The sequence below is a fragment of the Paenibacillus sp. LS-5 genome (genome assembly GCF_056121505.1).
The window spans coordinates 39,895-59,233 of record NZ_JBWAVA010000004.1; the positions used below are offsets into that span (position 1 = coordinate 39,895).

Genomic DNA, 19,339 nt, shown 5'->3' on the forward strand with positions numbered 1-19,339 from the left:
ATTATTTCTTTGCAGCCAGGAAAGCATCGATCTGGGATTGCATTTCAGTCTGGACTTTATCAATACCAGCAGCTTTCAACTGCTTGATTAGATCTGCCTGACCTTTTTCAACATCATCGATCAAACCATATTCCAATGGAATCGCATAACGCAGCATTACGTTTCCGATATTTGCTACTTCGTTCTTCACTTTAGCGGAATCGAAGACAAAGGTTTCCAGCGGGAAGTGATAGATACTGGACTGCCAAGTGTTGAACATATCATCGGCTTCTTTCGGATATGCAGCATCTTGACGGTTCAGCGGGGAATTCCAGCCCCAGTTCGAGAAGCCCGTATAATTCGCAGCCGCAGGACCAGCAGTGTACTTGTCATCGCCTTGAGGAACATAGTTGCTTCCGGCAATACCGTACATAGTCAAGTCATGAATTTCCTTGTCATTCTGCAGCAGATCAATCAGCATCAGGGAACGTTCAGCGTTCTTTGATGTGGCATGGATGGACATACCGTTCTGGGTGGAAATGGCAGCGATTTTCTTCTTATCCGGTGTAAGGTCAGCAATTCCCAGCTCTACATCCGGTTTGTCGCGGCGCATTTCGGCAAGGTTAGCTGCTACCGTACCGAGGTTATGGGCGTAAGAGGAAACCTTTTCTGCTTTAACATCCTGCCATACATCGTTTTTATTGCTGACTACGTTTTTGGACCATGCGCCATTGTCGGCCAGATCTTTATAGTATTTAAGCAATGATGTGAATTCTGGTGTGTCATAAATGTCGAATACTTTGCCGGTAGCATCATCCAGCTTGTACGCCAGTGGCAGCAGGTTTGCATCCACCAGGTTGAAGTTGTTGTTCTGCTCGAGCAGGGTTTGGTCTAATTCATGGAACTTCCAGCCATCTGCAGGCTTAGCTCCGAAAGCATTCATTCCTTTTTCGTTCTTGGCAATTGTCTTCAAGTAATTAGCATAGGTTTCTGGACTGTTGATTGCCGGGAGATTGTATTTCTTGCGCAGATCTTCACGATACAACACAACTTTGTCAGTAACCTCAACATTATTGTTCGGAACCATGTAGAGCTTGCCATCTACTTTTGCTTGTTCCCAGTTTACTTTAGGCATAGCTTCCCAAGTTTTTGGCATGTACTTGGACAGCATATCATCCGTCAGCTCCAGAAATCCGCCTTTGAGGGCCTGATCGTTATAAAATGCCCAGTTTGCTGTGTAGACGAGGTCGAAATCCTCATTGGCTGCGAATTTCAGCGGGTACTTCTGTGTCCAGTCGGACCAGTCAAGGAATTCTGTTTCTACGGTTGCATTGATTTTCTCTTTCAACTTGGTGTTGAGCTCACCGAAGACTTTATCGTAATCGCCAGGCTGGCCGCCGACTAGAAGCATTTTGAGCTTAACCTCTTTAGAGGTATCCGGAGCGCCAGAATTTGTAGCTGCCCCTTCTGTAGCCTTTGCTCCGGCATTCGTGGCTTCCGCAGCTGTATTGCTGTTATTGCCGCCACCGCATGCGCTCAGGATTGTACCCAATGTCATCATGGTTGCCAGTGTAACGGTAAGTTTCTTTTTCTTGTTTGTCATGACAGATAGTGCCCCCTAAACTAATAATTGTGTGAAATATATTGATAACCGGGTTGCCCGGGTTTATCCTTTGACAGCACCGACAGTGAGTCCTTGCACAAAATACTTTTGAATAAATGGATAAGCAAGCAGGATAGGTCCTGTAGCCACAATGGTCATGGCCATCTTCAGGCTCTCTGTAGGCAGATCGGAATTCACCACGGCACCAGAAGCCATCATCGCTTTACGCATCCCATCCATGTTACCCAGCATTTTGTACAGGTAGTACTGAAGCGGCATGAGCTCGGACTTGGAAATAAAGAGCAGTGCATTATACCAGTCATTCCAGTAGGCAAGTGCGATGAACAGGCCGATGGTAGCCAGCGCTGGCTTGGACAAAGGCACAATCAGCTGCATGAAAATCCGGAAGTCACCCGCACCGTCAATTTTGGCAGATTCCGTAATCGCATCCGGGATACTGCTCATGAACGACTTCATGACGATAATGTAGAACACATTCATCATCATAGGCAGAATCAGCACGAGCAAAGTGTCTTTAAGATGCAGGTAGTTGACGATCATCAGATACCAGGGCACCAGACCCCCGCTGAACAGTGTAGTGAAGAAGAAGAAGAAGGAGAAGCGGCCGCGCCATTTAAAGTCTCTCCGTGACAGCACATAGGCTGTCATAGAGGTTAGAAACAATCCGAATAGTGTACCGATGGCTGTAACGGATATCGTCACGCCATACGCTCTCAGCATATCAGCCGGATATTTAAACAGCAGACTGTAGGCATCCGTTGAAAAATCAGTCGGGATCAGCTGGAAGCCTTTCTCGATAATCGTGCTCTCCTCACTTAGAGAGGAGGACACCACCAGAATGAAGGGAAAGATACAGAATATAGCGAGCAAAGTAAGTGACACATATCCGATAACCGACAGAAGCAGCCGGTCCGTATTAACACGCTTGCGCACTTTTGGGCTTTGTATTTTTGCAGTAGTGGTACTCATGGCATTACCTCCTTTTCCTAGAATAGGGCACGGTCTTTGTCGTATTTGCGTACAGCGTAGTTAGCCAGCATGATCGTTACAAAACCGAGCAGTGATTGATAGAAGCCTGCCGCAGCGGACATCCCAATCTCATTCGAGGTTGTGAGCGACCGGAATACGAAGGTATCAATAACGTCAGTGGACGAGAACAGCAGCCCGTTGTTACCGACCATATTGTAGAACATCCCGAAATCACCGCGGAAGATATTCCCAATCGCCAGCAGAACCAGTATGATGACTGTCGGCATCAGGTTCGGAACGGTAATCTTCATAATCCGCTGGAAAATGTTCGCACCGTCTATTTCGGCTGCTTCGTACATTTCAGTATCAATGCCTGTGATCGCCGCCAGATACATGATTGTACCATACCCCAGCGTCTTCCATGCAGACACGATCACCAGGATAACCGGCCAATAAGCGGCAGTATTGTAAATATCAACCGGCTCCATGCCCAGGCCTTTCAGCAATACATTAACGGTACCCACATCGAAGTTGAACAGGTTGTACGCAATGGCTCCAACTACAACCCAGGAAATGAAGTAAGGCAGGAACAGCATCGTTTGAGTAATCTTCCGGAACCATTTGCCAGCAACCTCAAACAGCAGGATACCCGCAAAGATTTGAAGCACGTTGTTCACAACAATAAATGCAATATTGTACAGCGCCGTGTTTCGTGTTACGCGCCAGGCGTCACCGGAATTAAAGAAGAATTTAAAGTTATCCAGTCCATTCCACGGGCTGCCGAAGACACCGCCTGTGTAATTAAATTGCTTAAACGCCAGTACAATACCCGCCATGGGCACGTAAGCGAATAACAGGAAAAACAATACTGCAGGTGTCAGCATGAGAAGCAAAGATTTGTGCTTCTTCACATCATCCCAGAATCCGTGTCGTTTCTCTTTCATCTCGAATCCCCTTTCCATGTCACTTTTCTCTATAGCTTTATTATAGAGAACCGCTTACCTGGTGTGGATTCAGCCTATCAACTAAAAGTAATACTTTTTCAACGATCAGTGGAAACATATGCTTTAATAAAAAACAAAAACGTTGCCCGGGGTCAGAAAACGGCCAGGGCAACGTTTTTATGGCTATATTTTATGCTTTTTACGATATTCTCCCGGAGTCATCCCCGTAATCTGCTTGAACTGGCGGTTAAAATAGATAATGTTCTTGTAGCCCATGCGTTCGGCGATCTCATAGATTTTGAGAGTCGGGTCACTAAGCAGCTCAGATACCCGGTTCGTCTTGCGTTCATTCACGTATTCACTGAAGGGGAGCCCATATTCCTCCTTGAACAGATAGCCCAGATAATTAGGAGTGAAGTCGAAATGAGCAGCTACTTCTTTTAAGGTAATCTTCTTCTCCAGATTTTCCTCCACGTAACGCATGATCTCATCAATTAGCTTACGCTTCTGCCGCTGCCGCTTCACATATAGCAGCTCCGATAGCTCGAAGAACCTGCGCCGCATCCAGGATAGGATATCATGGATAGTCTCGAACTGGAACAGGATATCCGGCTGATGGGATTCCCATTGCAGCAGCTCGTACAAATTCTCGTTCTGCTGCTGAAGATCGGCATGAAGCTTCGAGGTAATACGGATGATCAGCTCGTAGACTTCCTTCCTACCGGCACCGGGAAGATCCTTCGTGAACAATACCATGAGATGATCATCTATCGCAACGAGATCATACTGGACGATAGCCTCCAGCAGCAGATCTACCGTTTGTTCAATTTGCCCGCCGGCTGTTCCCCTTGGAGAAGATTGTATGGTATCGCGGATCAGACGGTTTTTGCCGAGCAGCCACTTTGCACTAAGCGCCGCTTGTGCTTGTTGGTATGACCCGTGCAACCCAGCCTCTTCTTCTGCATACTGTCCAATACCTACAGTCACCGTACATGGAGACGAATCGGCTACCTTGCGGATTAATTCCTCCAGCAGACTCAGAAAGCTCTCCTGCGGAAGTGAGGACAGAATGACAAACCGGGTATGATGTACAGCAATCCAGATCCCCAGCTTGGAAATCTCGACAAAATCTTTAATCACCCCGGCAATTTGCCGCGTGATACTCCGCGTATCTTCCTCGGACCAATCCCGCATTTTCCACTCCAGATCATCGATCTCCACGATCGCTGCGGCTGCCCCCTTCTGCAGCAAGGGAGTTAGAAGATTCCGAAGATGCGGCTCCACCGGTTCAGGAGATGCCTCATCGAACCAGCGCAGAAGCAGTTCCTTGTTCACCAGAGACAGGGCTTCAGTGAAAGACCGGTCCTGCTCCCTTTCCTGCTCCATTGTGCTGCACAGTGTGCCAAGCATTTCGTATAAGTCCTTATCCTGAACGGGCTTCAACAAATATCCCGAGGCATTAATCTCAATGGCTTCCTTAGCATAACTGAAATCCTCATGTCCGCTGATGAACACAATTTTGGTCTTAGGACTCAGTGCCTTCGCCTTGCGTGCAAATTCGGTTCCGGTCATAATCGGCATCCGGATATCTGATAAAATAATATCGACCTGTGCTTCCTCCATAATTTTCAGGGCGTTAAAACCGCTGCTCACCGTGCCCACTACGGTAATATTTAATCCGCTGGCAAGCACTCTTCGGCGCATCCACTCCAGATCAATAGCTTCGTCGTCCACCAGCAATACGTTAATGCTCATAGCTTAATGTTCCTCCTGTGTCAGTACAAGTTGCGGGTTGCAAGTTGCAAATTATGGGGTGAATTCATCATCCAGTTCCTCATTGTCCTTCATCCCGGCAGGAAGCAGGAGTTGAACGGTAGTGCCGGCCCCATAGTAGCTCGCAATGGTCACTCCGTAGTTATCTCCGTATCTGAGCTTGATCCGCTCATTCACGTTCTTCACTCCATAACCGCCGGCCTGGCTCGGCCCTTGCATCATACGTTTGATATCCGCAGGACGCATGCCAATTCCATTGTCGATGACTTTCAGTTCAATATTATCCCCGATCAGCCGGCCCGTCAGCCGGATCGCAATCGTCTCTCCAAACCATGCATGCTTAAAAATATTCTCCACAAAAGGCTGAAGTACCAGCTTGATGACCTGCATATGCAGAATCTCCTCGTCTACATCCAAATATACTGTGAACGCATCTGCATATTTGACCCGCTGGATCTCAAGATACGTAGCCACCTGTTCCAGCTCTTTCTCCAGTTCTATGTAGACATTGCCCTGATTCAGTGTTAACCGGTAAAAACGTGAGAGTCCCTGTACCATCCCGGTGACCTTATCAATCTCCCCGAGATTTGCCAGGCTGCTTATTGTAGAAAGGGTATTATACAGGAAGTGCGGATTAATCTGCGCCTGCAGCGCTTCCAGTTCCGCTTGCTTCTTTTGAATGCCCTGTACGTATACGCTGTTGATCAGCTCCTGGATATTGGTTGCCATCACATTGAAAGAGTCCGCAATCTGCACGAATTCATCATTGCCCGAGAAGCGGATACGCTTCTGGAAGTTCCCTTCCTGGAAAGAACGCACAAGTCCCACGATCCTGCTCATCTTGCGTCCAGACAGCCGCGCTACCACATAACCGATCAGCGTCATTACCAGGAAGCTGAGGGTGCATACTGCAATAATCACACGGCGCAGCCTGCCGGCATCCTTGGTCAGATATGTGTATGGTACCAGAGATTCGATGACAAAGCTGCTGCCGGGGATCTTTTCATGCAGACTGAGAAAATCACTGCCAGGCTCATCGTAATTCGCCGTACCACGTTGGAACAGAATATCGCCGGTGGTCTCCTCCACAAGCCGGAGGGTTATTCCCTCCTCCAGCGGGAAGGTGTCGAAGCCGCCGAACAAATCCTCAAGAGATACGGTAATGCGCACATAGCCGATCACGGTTTTATAATCGCTGAAGTTGACCAGTCTACGGACATGCGAGAGGTTATCCAGCTTCTGGTCTGTATCAATCTGCAGCCAGAGGTTGTCCTGTTTCGAATCCTTGAGGGACTGGTACCACCCGCTATCAGAGATATCTTTAAGCGGCAGAATGTAATAGTCGCTGCTGTAGATCGGCTCATCCAGATTATCACCGGATACAATGTTCAGATCACTGTTCGGCGTATACAGCATGAACCGGATCTTGTTCCCGAACAGCTGCAGCGGCGCGGTGATCTGGGGTACGATCTGGTCGATCATGGCCAGGTAGATCTCAAACGGGGTTCCCTTGAGCTCAAGTGCGCGCTGGAACGGCTGACTGCCGAACAGATTATCCGACATCCGCTGAATTTCATCCATCTGATAGCGGATATTGTTCCTGGACTGCTCCATTCCCGTCCGGATGTTGGACTCGGCCATCTCCGTCCGTGAATCGGTCAGCATGGAATAGGAGATATAGCCAATAGTCACATCGGTGAGAAGTACCAGCAACAGATAGGGAATCATCATTTTGTAGGTGAAAGGCATATATTTCTTCAGTTTGGGCATCAGGTGCAGAACATCCTTTGATATGGATTTCGGTATGTCTATATTATCGTCCCTATGGCCAGAAATAAATAGGGAATGGAAAAAGCGCCGGAATTCCTTCCGGCGCTGGTTTTTTTGTCCATTTTCAAATCGTTAATGCATGCAATACTACCTCTGCCGGTGCAAGTCCGGTGGCTACTGCCCGAACCATAATGGGACCTGCTTCCGCGGAAGTCTGGATCAAGGCCAGGCACCAGCCATTGAACGCCCGGCGTACGGACGCCTTGTCCGGCTCATGGCTGCTCGGATTGCCGTTGCCTACTCCAAGAAGAATTCCGGCGCCCTCCACTTCGAACCGGATTTCATGATCTGCGGTTGGAACTATATATCCGCGTTCGTCCACCACAGCCACACGGACCGGAATCGTATTCGAACCATCTGCATCACCCGTAAGCCGGTCCGGATATAAGCGAATCTGATGCGGCTGGCTGGCCGTAACCACCGTTTTCTCAGCCACAGTCTGGCTATCGCGTTTTCCAACCGCTTTTAACTCCCCAGGTTCATAGATGACTTCCCACGACAAATATCCGGTCCGGTTCACCCGTTGTTCTCCCAGACTTACGCCATTGAGAATAAGCTCCACTGTATCGGTATTGGAGAATACCCTCACTTCCACGGGCTGCCCCTCCGAACCTGGCCAATTCCAATGCGGCAGCAGATGAACCATCGGCTCATCCTTCCAGACGGCCTGCATGTAGTAATAGCTGTCTTTGGGGAAACCGCAGGTATCCATCAGCCCGAAGTGGGAATTCACACATGGCCACAGATAAGGCGTTGGCTCTCCGCGGTAATCGAACCCGGTCCACATGAATACACCGGTGAGAAAGCGGTTGTTAAGAGCATCACTCCATGCCTGCTGCGGGGTACAGCCCCATGAAGGAATATTCGTGCCGTATTCGGAGCAATAGCCGCGTACCGGGTCATCTTCGTAAATCCCTCTGGTCACTGTATAGCTCGCGCATTCACTGCCGATCATCAGCCTCTCCGGATGCTGCTCATGGTCCCGGATATCCAGATGATCCCGGTGTCCGTAATTGTAGCCAGTAATGTCAACAACCTCATTATATCCATTCTCATACCAGCCATGATTCATAGCCGCTGTGGTCGGGCGTGTGGGATCCATCCGGCGGACCGTATCCGCGAGCGTCTTCAGAATGCGTCTGCCGGTCACAGTTCCTTCCAGCACCTCTTCATTCTCCAGGTTCCAGATGATCACGCAGGGGTGGTTCCGGTCCCTGTAGAGCATCTGTGTCAGCTGCGATAGCCCATTCGGGCTGCTGTCGAGCTTGCGGTTCTCATCCATCACCAGCAGTCCCATCCGGTCGCAGAGATCGAGGAGCTCAGGCGTTGGCGGATGGTGCGCACTGCGGTAGGCATTAGACCCCATTTCCTTCAGCAGCTTCAGCTTATATTCAATCAGGCTGTCCGGCAGCGCCACACCTACTCCGGCAAAATCCTGGTGATTGCAAGTTCCCTTGATCAGCAGCGGTTTGCCATTGAGGAAAAAACCCTCCTCCGGATCAAAATAAATGCTGCGGATGCCAAACACGGTCTCATAGCGGTCAACCTCCGCATTCTCGTACTTCAGAATAGATACAGCTTTATAGAGATAGGGGGTCTCAGGGGACCATAACTCCGGGCGCTCCAGCCTGAACATCTGTTCCACTTCAGTCTCGCGGTACCAATCCACGTCAGTCTGGACCGATTGGGTATCTATCTTCTTCCCGGCGAAGTCGTATATTTCCGTATGCAGCGAGATCGCCCGCTCTTCTGTGTATTCATTTTGAATACGGGTGCTGACATGCACCTGGGCCTGGTGCTCCTCTACTTCCGGTGTCGTAATATACGTTCCATACTCCGCCACATGCAGCCGGTCCGTCTCTTCAAGCCAGACATGGCGGTAGATCCCGCAGCCTTCATACCACCAGCCTTCATTCTCAGTAGCATCCACCTTGACCAGAATGACATTCAAACCTTCCTCACCATAGCGGAGCACGTCCGTAAGATTATAGGTATAACCAGTGTATCCACCGCGATGTTCACCGATAAAATGTCCGTTAACCCACACCGTGCTCACCCCGGAGACGCCGTCGAAGGTGATTGTCCACTTGCGCTGTGCACCATCTGGAGGCAGCTTAAAGCTTTTACGGTAAAAGCCGATTCCTCCTGGCAAATACCCATGGCTGCCATCCCTCGAACCGAGCGATGCATCCTGTACATACTGCTGTTCCACGCACCAGTCATGCGGCAGGGATACAGACTTCCATTCCAGCTCCTGATGACTCATCCCTTTATCACTAAAGGCAATATCCAGCCATTCTCCCGCTTGCAGAGAACTATAGTCGGTTATGCCGCCTGTCATTCCTGCCTTCACAGCATATGGAATACGGATATCCCCTTTATAAAAACTCCAATCCTCATCAAACCGGCTTCTCTTTCTGACCGTTGCCATACTCACTTTATAACCGCCCCTTTACTAGACTATATTCTCATTGTAGATTAGATTATTAGAATATAGTTAGCACAATGCTAATATGAAACAGCACAAATTGAATGTGAGGGATATGTATGCTTCTGCCTTTTCGCCTATCCTCTGATCCTCTGAACTCAAGGTTACCGCTGGCTCTGTACAACGTCGGCTGCCACGCTCAGCATCCTATCTCCCGCCCGTCCGGTTATCTGGTGCCACAGTGTTTTATCGCATTCAAAGGCAAAGGCCGGGTTCGCTTCAGGGACGGAAAAAATCTGATTATGGAAGCCGGACAGGCGTTGATCCTTCCGGCCGGGCAGCCTCATGAATACTATGCGCTCCCTGGGGAACCCTGGCTGATTGGTTACGTGGGGTTTAAGGGAAGAATCGCGGAAGAAATGCTAACCGGCTGCGGGTTGCCGTTCAGCACAGTGATCGGCCTGCAAGACGCCGGAGTCTTGATGAATCCGCTGAAACAGTTATGGGAGCTTGCGGACCAGTCCGAAGCCTCCCGTGCCGCATACATCTCCGTCAGACTCTATGAATTCTTCCTGCTGCTCTCGGAAATAGCTGATCTCTCCTCCGTTGCTGATTCCCTTCCGGCAAACAGTACAGCACAGGAAGCCTTGCGCCGCGCTGCCGGGTATATGCAGGAACACTTCACCGAGAATCTGCAGATATCCAACATCGCCCATGTTGTGGGTTACTCCGTACAGCATTTCATGCGGATATTCCGTGAGGCCTACGGCATAACGCCTCATGCTTATTTACAGGGCCTGCGTCTGAACCAGGCCGTGAGGTGGATGGAGGAACACCCGGATATGCCCATCAAAGAAATCGCCGGCCGTCTGGGGCTGGAGCCCAATTATTTTATCCGCGCATTCAAAAAGACTTATGGGACTGCACCAGGAATGTACCGGGAGAATCTGTGGAATCACGCCGGATCTGACACAAACCAAAGGCCGGGCTCTAACACAACCCAAGACACGTGAGGTTTGAGCTGGGGACCTGAATGGAATCACCTGAGCTCTCCTTCCTTGCACAGAAAAAAGCCCAAGCCATGATCCAGCTAATCGCTCAGGCTTAGGGCCGAATGTTCTATTTCGTTCACTAATAATACGTCTTCACAGCTTCTCGCTAACCGCTCCATTCGCCGCAACACGGGCATTGAAAGAGAGCTGGTTCAGCCGCTTAATGGTGTCTTTATTATAAGCCTCTCCCATAAAATTGGGCTGGCCGCCGATAATCTTAACCGGAGTAATTCTGCCGGTTACACCGCTACTACTGACCTCAAAATTAACCAACATCGAATGGATCGTCTTGTCGCCGCCGCGTGTGGAACGGTTGAACACAAAATTGCCCAGCGAATAATAGATTGGCTTGTGCTTATAGTATTCAATCCCCATTAGGCAGTGGCTATGCGCGCCAATAATGATATCCGCACCGCTGTCGATCATCTGCTTCGCGAGCTTGCGGGCATAATCCTCCGGGTAGTCCTTGAATTCGTTGTTCCAGTGGATATATACAATCGTGTAGTCATTCTCTTTGGCCGATTTCTGTATGGCGCCCATCAGCGGTTCAGGTGTATAGGCTGAAGCTGCACCCGGACTGTTCTTCCCCGCATACCACGAAGGGCTGGAGAGCACACGGCTTACCCCGAGTATGGCGATCTTTTTCCCTTGTACCGTCTGGGTATATGGTTTATAGGCCTCGTTAATGTTCTTGCCTGCACCGGTATGCCCGATCTTGTATTTGTCGAGATGAATGAGTGTATCCAGCATAGCGACCTGCCCGAAATCCAGAATATGATTATTGGCAACGGTCACACCATCAATCCCTGCATAATTCAGTCCCGCAAGCGCTGTTGGCTTGGAACGGAACGCAAAGGTCTTCTCTGCCGCTTTCCCTCTCACCGATACCGGTGTCTCCAGGTTGGCAAAGGCAATATCCGCTTTCTTCAGAACAGGTGCTACCTTGGCAAAAGGAAAGTTCACACCGTACTTGGCGATCTGGTCGCCCACAAAACCATCCAGCAGAATGTCTCCTGCAAAAACAAGATTAACCTTCTCCCCGGCGGGAGCAGCTTGACTGAAAGCAGCCGGGGCAGGAATCAGCAAAAGTAATATTATAGTTATGACTGCAAATCTGCGCAAAATCGTTGACCCCTCTCTATCTGTTAACCTCTCATTATTCTACTATATTAGGAGAGGTATAACCAAATAAAGGATAGGTGCTAGATTCTCGCTTTTTTAAGTACGGCCCGGAAACAGTTCAGTCCGCCCCCCTGATCTGTACGCACAGCCTCTGCCGGAAGCTTGAAGTTTGTCTCCCCCCAGTACTCGAAACCGGCCTGAAGCAGCACTTCATTCATCCGCAGGAGATTAACGGTCGGATAGTCAAAAGTCAGCACCAGCAGCCCCTCACCATTCAGCGTACGGTGAAATTCTCTAACCGCCCGTACAGAATCCTCCAATGACAGGTGCTCCAGAGCCGAGATACAAAAAATCGTATCAAAGCACTCATTCTCATACGGCAGTGAGGTCAGACTCGCCTGGGCCAGATGGAGACGGTTCGTCCGCGCCGCTCCTGCCAGCTGCGCCGCCTCCTCCCCGACATCATCAGCAATTTCTGCGATAATAGCATCCCGGGACAGAATTCTTGCATCCATGTCACAGGCATGAACCTCCGCACTGTAGCTGGCAAGATAGAACTTGAGCGGATGGGATATTCCGCAGGCGGCATCCAGCACCACATCATGCGGGGATACGAAATTCGTACACCATTCGTATTCATAGGGCCGGCTCCACCAGGATTCCGGCAATTTGTAAACCAGCTTTTCGCGGCGGGCATCGGCATTCACAAAAAAACGGGAAACATACGGATGGGTAGGCATAGGCCAGGACTCCTTTTAGAGGAAATTCGGTAGTGAGAGTATATTCAGGAATCCCTGATTCATGCCTTAACCTTACACCAACCTGCACGCTAAGCATTTGTGGACTACACAAACAAGGCCATCCCATCCTCTGAAGGATGGAACAGCCAATGATTCGGACCTGTTTAATATAGATAGAATTCACACATAAAAGGAGAGCGGCTTCGCTTCAACGCCATGCTTCGCAATCAGGTTATCCACCATGGTACCCCATTCCGTATCGATGGTGCACAGCTCCGGGTGCTGATCGAACCACTCCACAGACCGCTTGACCCCTTCGGCAAAAGGAACCGTTGCGGCAAAATCCGGCACCAGCCGCTTAATCTTGCTGTTGTCGAATACACTGCTCACCGCCTGATCACCGATCAGCCCGTCCGCCGTTCCCGGCGGAGTAAAGGCCGTGATGAAATCGGTGGACATATGCACCACCTGTGGTTCTCGCCCAGCCGCCTTCCCGATGGCCGCATAAATCTGGTTCCAGTTCAGCAACTCATCAGAAGTAATATGAACCGCTTCTCCGATCGTCTCCGGTTGTCCCAGCAGCCCCACAAAACCTTTGGCAAAATCCGTATTATGGGTCAGGGTCCATAGTGAGGTTCCGTCCCCGTGAATCACGATAGGTTGACCTTTGCGGATTCGGTCGACCAGCGACCATGGATGCGCCCAGCTCGTTAGGCCTGCCGGTATCGCTGTTACCCCGTAAGTATGGGAGGGGCGGACAATCGTAACTGGAAAACCGTTATTCGTATAGGCTTCCATCAGCAGCTGCTCACAGGCGATTTTGTCGCGGGAATACTGCCAATAAGGATTCGTAAGCCGGGTCTCCTCGGTAATCAGATAATTCTGCTGCGGCTTCTGATAAGCAGAGGCGGAGCTGATGAAGATATACTGCTTGGTCTTGCCCATGAACAGATCCAGATCATTCTGCACATGCTCAGGGGTAAAGGCGATCCAGTCTACCACTACGTCGAACTCGTAATCGCTCAATATCTTTGCGGCTTCCAGCGGGCTCCGGATATCGCCTTGAATCACATGGGCACCTTCCGGCACGAATTCATCCCGCTGGCCGCGGTTGAATAGATAGAGCTCTATACCGCGCTCTACTGCAAGCTTGGAAACCGCTTCGCTAATTAGTCCTGTACCGCCGATAAATAATACCTTCACCGGTAACCCTCCTTTTACTTAGCTGATTATGGCTTCAATCGCTGTCAGAACATCTTCCGAGAGTTCTATGCCGGAAGCCTGCACATTCTCTTCCACCTGCTCAGGACGGCTGGCGCCGACGAGGGCGCTCGCGACATTCGGCTGACGCAGAATCCAGGCCAGGGCCAGATTGCCGACAGAAATATTCAGGTCAGCAGCAATCGCGCTCAGCTCTTGGACCTTGGCGATTTTCTCCTCGGTAATCCCCTTACGCATCCACTCCAGCTTCGCTGCGCGGCTGTCCTCCGGAATATCTGCGACCGAGCTGTATTTTCCCGTCAGCAGGCCTTGGGCCAGAGGGGAGAATACGACCTGTCCGATGCCCTTGCGCTGTCCCAGCGGAATAATCTCTTTTTCGATATAACGTTCGAACATGTTGTAGATCGGCTGATTAACGACAATATGGTCCAGCAGATACCGGTCGGCAACCGCCAGCGCTTCTGCCATTTGCGCCGCAGTCCATTCACTTACCCCCACATAGAGCACCTTGCCCTGACGGACCAGATCATCCAGCGCACGGAGGGTTTCCTCAATAGGTGTCTCAGGATCATAGCGGTGGCAATACAGCAGATCCACATAATCTTCTCCCAGACGTTTCAGACTGGCATGGCACTGCTCGGTAATGTGCTTGCGGGACAAGCCCCGGTCATTAGGACCGTCTCCCATTACGCCGTACACTTTAGTTGCCAGCACGTAGGATTCCCTTGGGAAACCGCGCAGGGTATCACCCAGGACCTTTTCGGCCGCCCCTTTTTCATAGACATTTGCCGTATCGAAGAAGTTAACACCCAGACCGTAAGCGGTCTCAATAGCTTTAACAGCATTGTCCCGCTCTACATAACCTCCATAAGTCAGCCAGCTTCCCAAACTGATCTCACTCACCTTAAGTCCGGTTCCACCCAATCTGCGGTATTTCATCTTGTACATGCTCCTCTCTGAATCCGGCCCATGCGCCGGCTGATTATCACTCAAACTCTGCTAAAATAGTTCGTCTATATTATATAGATTAAACGTGTGTTTTCCAAATCGATTTCATTCTCCCGATATTTTTGGGCCATGGGCATATGCCGTGATCATCCTAGGTTAAAGTCCATAGACTGTTGTCGAGATAAGATTAGAGGAGGCTATCCATGGATACAAATTACCAACAACTTGCTTGGAATTGTATGAACAAATATGTAGGTATGACTACGAATGACGGCCAGTCTTTTGACGGGTTTATTGCTCATGTGGATCAAGACTACGTCACACTAGCCATTCCTTCGAACGAAATGATGGGACAAATGAACGGAATGCCCGCCAGTGCATCTACTTACCGGCAATTCGGATATTATCCGGGTTTCTATCCGCGCCGACGTTTTTATCCGAGACGTATACCGTTTGGTGCTATCACTGCTTTGTACCTGCTTCCTTTTTTCATATATTGATGCTACGGGTATAGCTCCTATAGGGGTTATACCCTTACCGTTTGAAATGCAGCAACAATGCACTTTTTACCCTTAAAGGGTCTTGATCATGAGCACATGGGGGATTCCATCTTCCATAAAAACATCTGAGTTCGCTCATACCCCAACTTCTGATAAAAGCCTTCGGCCTGCTTCTGGCCATGCAGCTTGGCTCGCCGGAGACCCTTTTCAGCCGCCATTTTCTCCAGTGTTGCGATAATAACCGACCCAAGTCCGCTATTGCGGTACGGGGCAAGAAGACAGATCCGCTCCAGCTTGGCCCATCCGTCTACAATCCGCAGTCTGGCCGTTCCCACAGCCGCCTCTTCCTGATAGATCAAGATATGCTCAGCATCCTGCTCATATTGATCAAATTCATCGGCTAGCGGCACACCCTGCTCCTCCACAAACACTTCCCGTCTAATCCTAAAAGATTCCTGAAGTGCTTCTTCGGTCGTAACCCGTTCTATCCGCATATTCTCATTCCTCTCCTTCATTGGTATTCTTAATGCCCGCCCAGAAAATCTCCCAGATATCCTTCAAACGGCGCTCGAATTCTTCCTGATTATAAAAAAACATCTGCATGGAAATCCCGTCTTGTAAACAATAATAAGCCGCGAGCAGACTGTCCGTGCGCTGCCGCCGAATCTCCCCGGCATTCATGCCTTCCTCAAAAATAGCCTGGTAAAAGGCGGAGGACCGCTTCTCCATCATTGAAATCTGCTGCTCTAGCATCTCCTGAAAGAAAGGCGCCGGAAATTGAACACTTCTTATGTAAAAAGAGGTCAGTACCGGATGCTCCACCCTGTAATAGTAGGTCCGGTACATAATCTCACGAAGCCTCACCTCCGCAGATGTGCCAAGGATTTCCTTGAACAACTGATCCAGAAACTCAATATAGTGCCGGGCCATTTCCTGAAAAGCCGCCAGAAACAAATCTTCTTTTTTAGGAAAATAGGTAGCAATCGACTGTTTTTTAATGCCTACCGCCTGGGCAATCCCAGCCAGTGAAGCACCCTCAAAACCCTTTTCGGCAAATTGTGCTAAAGCGGCTTGCAGAATAGCATTAGCAGTCACAATAAACCACCTCCCTGACGATCGTCAGGACATTATTACATGCTCTTTCTGTTTTGTCAACGAGCAGAAATGCGGGATACGATGAGTATTGGGATTCTAGGATTGTGACCGGGGGTAAACTATCGATTCCGCAATTTTATCAGATATGCTATAATTTTCCTGCATCTAATCTATCTATTTAATAGGAGATGACCCATTTAATGTTTGCTATCCCGACCAATCGCCTTGTACTGCCGGCTGTCCAATCTATCCTAATTGAAATGACATCCATGCAGCAACGGGGAATCGATCCGGAAGAGTTAATCATCCTAGATAATGGACCTTCCCATGTAGTGAAAAAAAACAAGGAAGACATTATGGCACTTCAGAAGACCACTTCCATTCCGATCATTCACCATGATCTCAATGATCAATTAGAGTGGATTCAAGACTTGGCTGAGCATGGACAATGGGATCTCGCTGAATTAACCCGATTGCTCTATCCTCACCCGGAGGAAGTCGATTACGGTAAGGTTTTTAATATGCTCTATCTTGCTGCTGCGAGGTACGGGCGGAAGGTCATTCACCGCAGAGATTCGGATTGTTTTACTCCCCTGGGTGATGAGGCCTTGTATCCCGTTTCGGGGGAAATGCAGTTTATCGGCAAAACAGTTGCCGAGGTGCTTCCTATGATGGATACCTGCGAGAGCCTTACTGACGAATTACTGCCAGAAGAAATCTGGATCGCAGGCAGCGATTATATTGGGGATTGGAATGTGACTCTGGAGCTGCTTCAGCAGCATAACACACAGACACTAAATGAATTTCTGACCCTTCTAAGCATTCCTGAAGCCCGGATACCTGCTTATATCGACGCCAAATACAGTGATAGCGAGCTGAACTTCCGCACTCGGCCGTTATTAATCACTTGCGAGAAGCTTCCCGATATCCCTGAGATTGTCCCCACTTATCCTGAATGCGGCAATATTGCGATGATGGAAATTTTTAAGTGGATTCCCAATTTTATTGGCTCCCGCTGTATCGGATTCGATTATCACACTTATATATTGGGCTCACTGCTAAAGGTTCCCGCGGTCTATCATACCCAGCGCATTATTCATGCCCATGAATACACCCGTAAACAGCAGGACGGGACCTTGAACTATTGGAAAGGCATCGCGAAGCTGGCCGATTACAATTTTTTCATAACGGAATTCCGCTGCAATTATTTGCATCGGCTGGCCCTGCCTGAAGAGAACGGTTTTCATATTCTCCGGGATACGGGACCCTCCACTTTGGTGAATCTGCTATCCGAATGCCAGATGAACTTGGACAGGAAGACAAGGTTAGGCTTGGTTCACGATCTGGCACACAAAATTCTACTGCCCTCCGGGCTGGCCGAATATCGCTTGGTTGCTGAGGAACTGGAACGTGGTGCAAGCCGTCTGATTGACGAACTCGATGATGATTATACTAGAAGCATTAAGCTGCAAAATATCTGGAGAGAATTAATCCATCTTTCTGAGCAGATGGGAAGCGAATCCAGATGCAACGCATATTGAAACAACTACTGGCCGATTTAGCCGAATCGAGAGGCATCCCCACATATCTTCCTGCCTTAGCTTGCACCTTTCTGATGGGTGTCGGTTTCTCCTTGACCATGACATTCATGCCATTGTTCGGAATGCAGCAAATTGGAATGAGCTCATGGATGCTGGGGATATTTTTGACCGTCTCCTCTATGTTCGAGGTGGGGGTGTCCAGTTGGATCGGCAGGTTATCTGACAGACGGCTTAATCGAAAAACCATACTACTCGCCGCGTCATCAGCAGCAATCATCGGCTATACTCTTTTTGCTGTTTTTGAGAATTATTACACCTTACTGATCGTATCCATTACATTCATTGCTCTGGCGACTTCTGTATTCCCGCAAATATTTGCCTATGTAAGGGATGCAGCCACTGCGGTGAACAAGGACGCAGACATTGCGATATCTCTGCAAAGAACCTTATTTTCCCTTTCGTGGGTAGTAGGCCCGCTGCTTGCTCCCTTGTTGATCAGAAATCGGGATTATAGCCCGTTATTCCTATTTGTGGCGGGTCTCTATGCTGTAATAGCCTTGATTGTAATTGTATATCTGGTTAGATATGATCGTCCTTCCATGACTAGCACCGACCTGACTTTGGCGCAGACCAAGACTACCAAACAAACGGGACGCTGGCTACTGTGGGTATCCATCTCTGCCTTCATGATTTTCGAGACCAGTAATGCTATGTCAGGAATTGCCTTACCGTTGCTTACTACGGTTGATCTTCGGGCTACAGACCAAACCGTCGGTTGGCTGGTTGGGCTAGGCGCTCTGCTACAAATCCCGTTTATGCTTGGATTCGGTCTATTGGCTAAACGGTACGACAATACATTTATAATGAAAGCCGCCGGTGTATTTGGCGTTCTTTATTTTGTTTTATCGTCTGGGGCGGATACAACCTGGCAGCTGGCAGCTTGCCAGATTCTGAATGCTGCCTACGTATCCATTGTACTGGGCGTTGGCCTCAATTATTGTCAGGAGCTAATTCCTGAATCCCCTGGAACCGCGACAACAATGTACTCCAATGCTACAACCATCGGACTTATGCTTGGCGGATTCATGGCCGGGAGCATTGGGGAGTGGATGGGGAACCGTGCGATCTTCATTGCCTGTGCCACCTTGGCTGGGCTTGGACTCGTGCTTATTAACAGCACAAGCTTCCTAAGTAATAAGAAAGATTCCATGAAGAAGGCTGAAACGTTAGCATAATCCAGTAACTAACCACGAAACCTGCAGGTAAAAATACCGTACTACCGGGTAATTATAGAATAAGACCGCACTAAGCGGTCTATACAACCCTAGAGGAGGTAACATGATGCTAAAAAAAATTCTCGGCAAAGTCCTGCACTCCATGGAACACTCCCAACATGGAAGGCGGAGCAGATCTTCAAGCGGTCATAAAGGGAGGCCTGTGTACGGCAGACATTCTAGCAGTAGTCACGGATACAAGCGCCACTCATCTTCGGACTCGCACCATGGAGGAAATGGACATAAATATTATAAGAATCGCTACGGCAGCTCAAGCTAATGCTTCTTTGTTTGAACAC

15 protein-coding genes and 1 pseudogene are annotated in these 19,339 nt (G+C 49.3%); 4 read left to right on the forward strand and 12 right to left on the reverse strand.

What is annotated here, in order from left to right:
* Window position 1: 1 nt before the first annotated feature.
* The 6 genes from AC0MA3_RS07865 to galA all read right to left on the reverse strand — a co-directional run bounded on the left by AC0MA3_RS07865 (window position 2) and on the right by galA (window position 9,550).
* A complete protein-coding gene (locus AC0MA3_RS07865; RefSeq protein WP_474655764.1) occupies window positions 2–1,582 on the reverse strand; it encodes an ABC transporter substrate-binding protein in 1,581 nt (526 codons plus the stop codon).
* 63 nt (window positions 1,583–1,645) lie between these two features.
* The gene (locus tag AC0MA3_RS07870; RefSeq protein ID WP_474655765.1) at window positions 1,646–2,572 is read right to left on the reverse strand and encodes a carbohydrate ABC transporter permease; all 927 of its coding nucleotides are present in this window, start codon (window positions 2,570–2,572) and stop codon (window positions 1,646–1,648) included.
* Window positions 2,573–2,589: 17 nt separating this feature from the next.
* Window positions 2,590–3,516 carry an ABC transporter permease gene (locus AC0MA3_RS07875; RefSeq protein ID WP_474655766.1) on the reverse strand — a complete coding sequence of 309 codons (927 nt, stop codon included), beginning with the start codon at window positions 3,514–3,516 and terminating at the stop codon, window positions 2,590–2,592.
* A gap of 183 nt (window positions 3,517–3,699) precedes the next feature.
* Window positions 3,700–5,271 carry a response regulator gene (locus AC0MA3_RS07880; RefSeq protein WP_379160829.1) on the reverse strand — a complete coding sequence of 524 codons (1,572 nt, stop codon included), beginning with the start codon at window positions 5,269–5,271 and terminating at the stop codon, window positions 3,700–3,702.
* A gap of 51 nt (window positions 5,272–5,322) precedes the next feature.
* Window positions 5,323–7,059 (reverse strand): sensor histidine kinase, encoded by a 1,737-nt coding sequence (locus tag AC0MA3_RS07885; RefSeq protein ID WP_474655767.1) that lies wholly within the window; start codon window positions 7,057–7,059, stop codon window positions 5,323–5,325.
* A gap of 124 nt (window positions 7,060–7,183) precedes the next feature.
* Entirely contained in the window at window positions 7,184–9,550 is a 2,367-nt protein-coding gene (gene galA / locus AC0MA3_RS07890) for a beta-galactosidase GalA (RefSeq protein WP_474655988.1), read from the reverse strand.
* A 116-nt stretch (window positions 9,551–9,666) separates the two neighbouring features.
* Between galA and AC0MA3_RS07895 the strand changes: the two genes are divergently transcribed.
* Window positions 9,667–10,560: an AraC family ligand binding domain-containing protein gene (locus tag AC0MA3_RS07895; RefSeq protein WP_474655768.1), complete on the forward strand. Its 894-nt coding sequence runs from the start codon at window positions 9,667–9,669 to the stop codon at window positions 10,558–10,560.
* Window positions 10,561–10,692: 132 nt separating this feature from the next.
* Here the strand turns inward: AC0MA3_RS07895 and AC0MA3_RS07900 are convergent, their stop codons facing one another.
* The 4 genes from AC0MA3_RS07900 to AC0MA3_RS07915 form a co-directional block, all read right to left on the reverse strand.
* On the reverse strand, window positions 10,693–11,685 hold the full coding sequence (locus AC0MA3_RS07900; RefSeq protein WP_474655989.1) for a CapA family protein: 993 nt from the start codon (window positions 11,683–11,685) through the stop codon (window positions 10,693–10,695).
* A 116-nt stretch (window positions 11,686–11,801) separates the two neighbouring features.
* Window positions 11,802–12,461 carry a class I SAM-dependent methyltransferase gene (locus tag AC0MA3_RS07905; RefSeq protein ID WP_474655769.1) on the reverse strand — a complete coding sequence of 220 codons (660 nt, stop codon included), beginning with the start codon at window positions 12,459–12,461 and terminating at the stop codon, window positions 11,802–11,804.
* A 180-nt stretch (window positions 12,462–12,641) separates the two neighbouring features.
* Entirely contained in the window at window positions 12,642–13,664 is a 1,023-nt protein-coding gene (locus AC0MA3_RS07910; RefSeq protein ID WP_474655770.1) for an SDR family oxidoreductase, read from the reverse strand.
* Between the two features lie 18 nt (window positions 13,665–13,682).
* A complete protein-coding gene (locus tag AC0MA3_RS07915) occupies window positions 13,683–14,621 on the reverse strand; it encodes an aldo/keto reductase family protein (RefSeq protein WP_379160809.1) in 939 nt (312 codons plus the stop codon).
* 212 nt (window positions 14,622–14,833) lie between these two features.
* Between AC0MA3_RS07915 and AC0MA3_RS07920 the strand changes: the two genes are divergently transcribed.
* Window positions 14,834–15,130, forward strand: a complete 297-nt coding sequence (locus tag AC0MA3_RS07920; RefSeq protein ID WP_379160806.1) for a phosphatidylinositol kinase — start codon at window positions 14,834–14,836, stop codon at window positions 15,128–15,130.
* A 72-nt stretch (window positions 15,131–15,202) separates the two neighbouring features.
* Here AC0MA3_RS07920 and AC0MA3_RS07925 read toward each other — a convergent pair.
* A pseudogene (locus AC0MA3_RS07925) lies at window positions 15,203–15,624 on the reverse strand (GNAT family N-acetyltransferase).
* Window positions 15,625–15,628: 4 nt separating this feature from the next.
* Complete coding sequence (locus AC0MA3_RS07930; RefSeq protein WP_474655771.1) at window positions 15,629–16,225, reverse strand: TetR/AcrR family transcriptional regulator; 597 nt, start codon at window positions 16,223–16,225, stop codon at window positions 15,629–15,631.
* Window positions 16,226–16,425: 200 nt separating this feature from the next.
* Here AC0MA3_RS07930 and AC0MA3_RS07935 point away from each other — a divergent pair, with 200 nt between their 5' ends.
* Window positions 16,426–17,766 (forward strand): DUF6271 family protein, encoded by a 1,341-nt coding sequence (locus tag AC0MA3_RS07935; RefSeq protein WP_474655772.1) that lies wholly within the window; start codon window positions 16,426–16,428, stop codon window positions 17,764–17,766.
* Window positions 17,751–19,001 (forward strand): sugar efflux transporter, encoded by a 1,251-nt coding sequence (locus AC0MA3_RS07940; RefSeq protein WP_474655773.1) that lies wholly within the window; start codon window positions 17,751–17,753, stop codon window positions 18,999–19,001. The genes AC0MA3_RS07935 and AC0MA3_RS07940 overlap by 16 nt, the downstream gene beginning before the upstream one ends.
* Window positions 19,002–19,339: the final 338 nt, after the last annotated feature.

Coding starts and splice junctions, on each gene's coding strand:
- AC0MA3_RS07880 (WP_379160829.1), bottom strand. CDS start 5,271: ATGAGCATTAACGTATTGCTGGTGGACGACGAAGCTATTGATCTGGAG.
- AC0MA3_RS07865 (WP_474655764.1), bottom strand. CDS start 1,582: ATGACAAACAAGAAAAAGAAACTTACCGTTACACTGGCAACCATGATG.
- AC0MA3_RS07885 (WP_474655767.1), bottom strand. CDS start 7,059: ATGCCCAAACTGAAGAAATATATGCCTTTCACCTACAAAATGATGATT.
- AC0MA3_RS07915 (WP_379160809.1), bottom strand. CDS start 14,621: ATGAAATACCGCAGATTGGGTGGAACCGGACTTAAGGTGAGTGAGATC.
- AC0MA3_RS07875 (WP_474655766.1), bottom strand. CDS start 3,516: ATGAAAGAGAAACGACACGGATTCTGGGATGATGTGAAGAAGCACAAA.
- galA (WP_474655988.1), bottom strand. CDS start 9,550: ATGGCAACGGTCAGAAAGAGAAGCCGGTTTGATGAGGATTGGAGTTTT.
- AC0MA3_RS07895 (WP_474655768.1), top strand. CDS start 9,667: ATGCTTCTGCCTTTTCGCCTATCCTCTGATCCTCTGAACTCAAGGTTA.
- AC0MA3_RS07905 (WP_474655769.1), bottom strand. CDS start 12,461: ATGCCTACCCATCCGTATGTTTCCCGTTTTTTTGTGAATGCCGATGCC.
- AC0MA3_RS07935 (WP_474655772.1), top strand. CDS start 16,426: ATGTTTGCTATCCCGACCAATCGCCTTGTACTGCCGGCTGTCCAATCT.
- AC0MA3_RS07940 (WP_474655773.1), top strand. CDS start 17,751: ATGCAACGCATATTGAAACAACTACTGGCCGATTTAGCCGAATCGAGA.
- AC0MA3_RS07920 (WP_379160806.1), top strand. CDS start 14,834: ATGGATACAAATTACCAACAACTTGCTTGGAATTGTATGAACAAATAT.
- AC0MA3_RS07870 (WP_474655765.1), bottom strand. CDS start 2,572: ATGAGTACCACTACTGCAAAAATACAAAGCCCAAAAGTGCGCAAGCGT.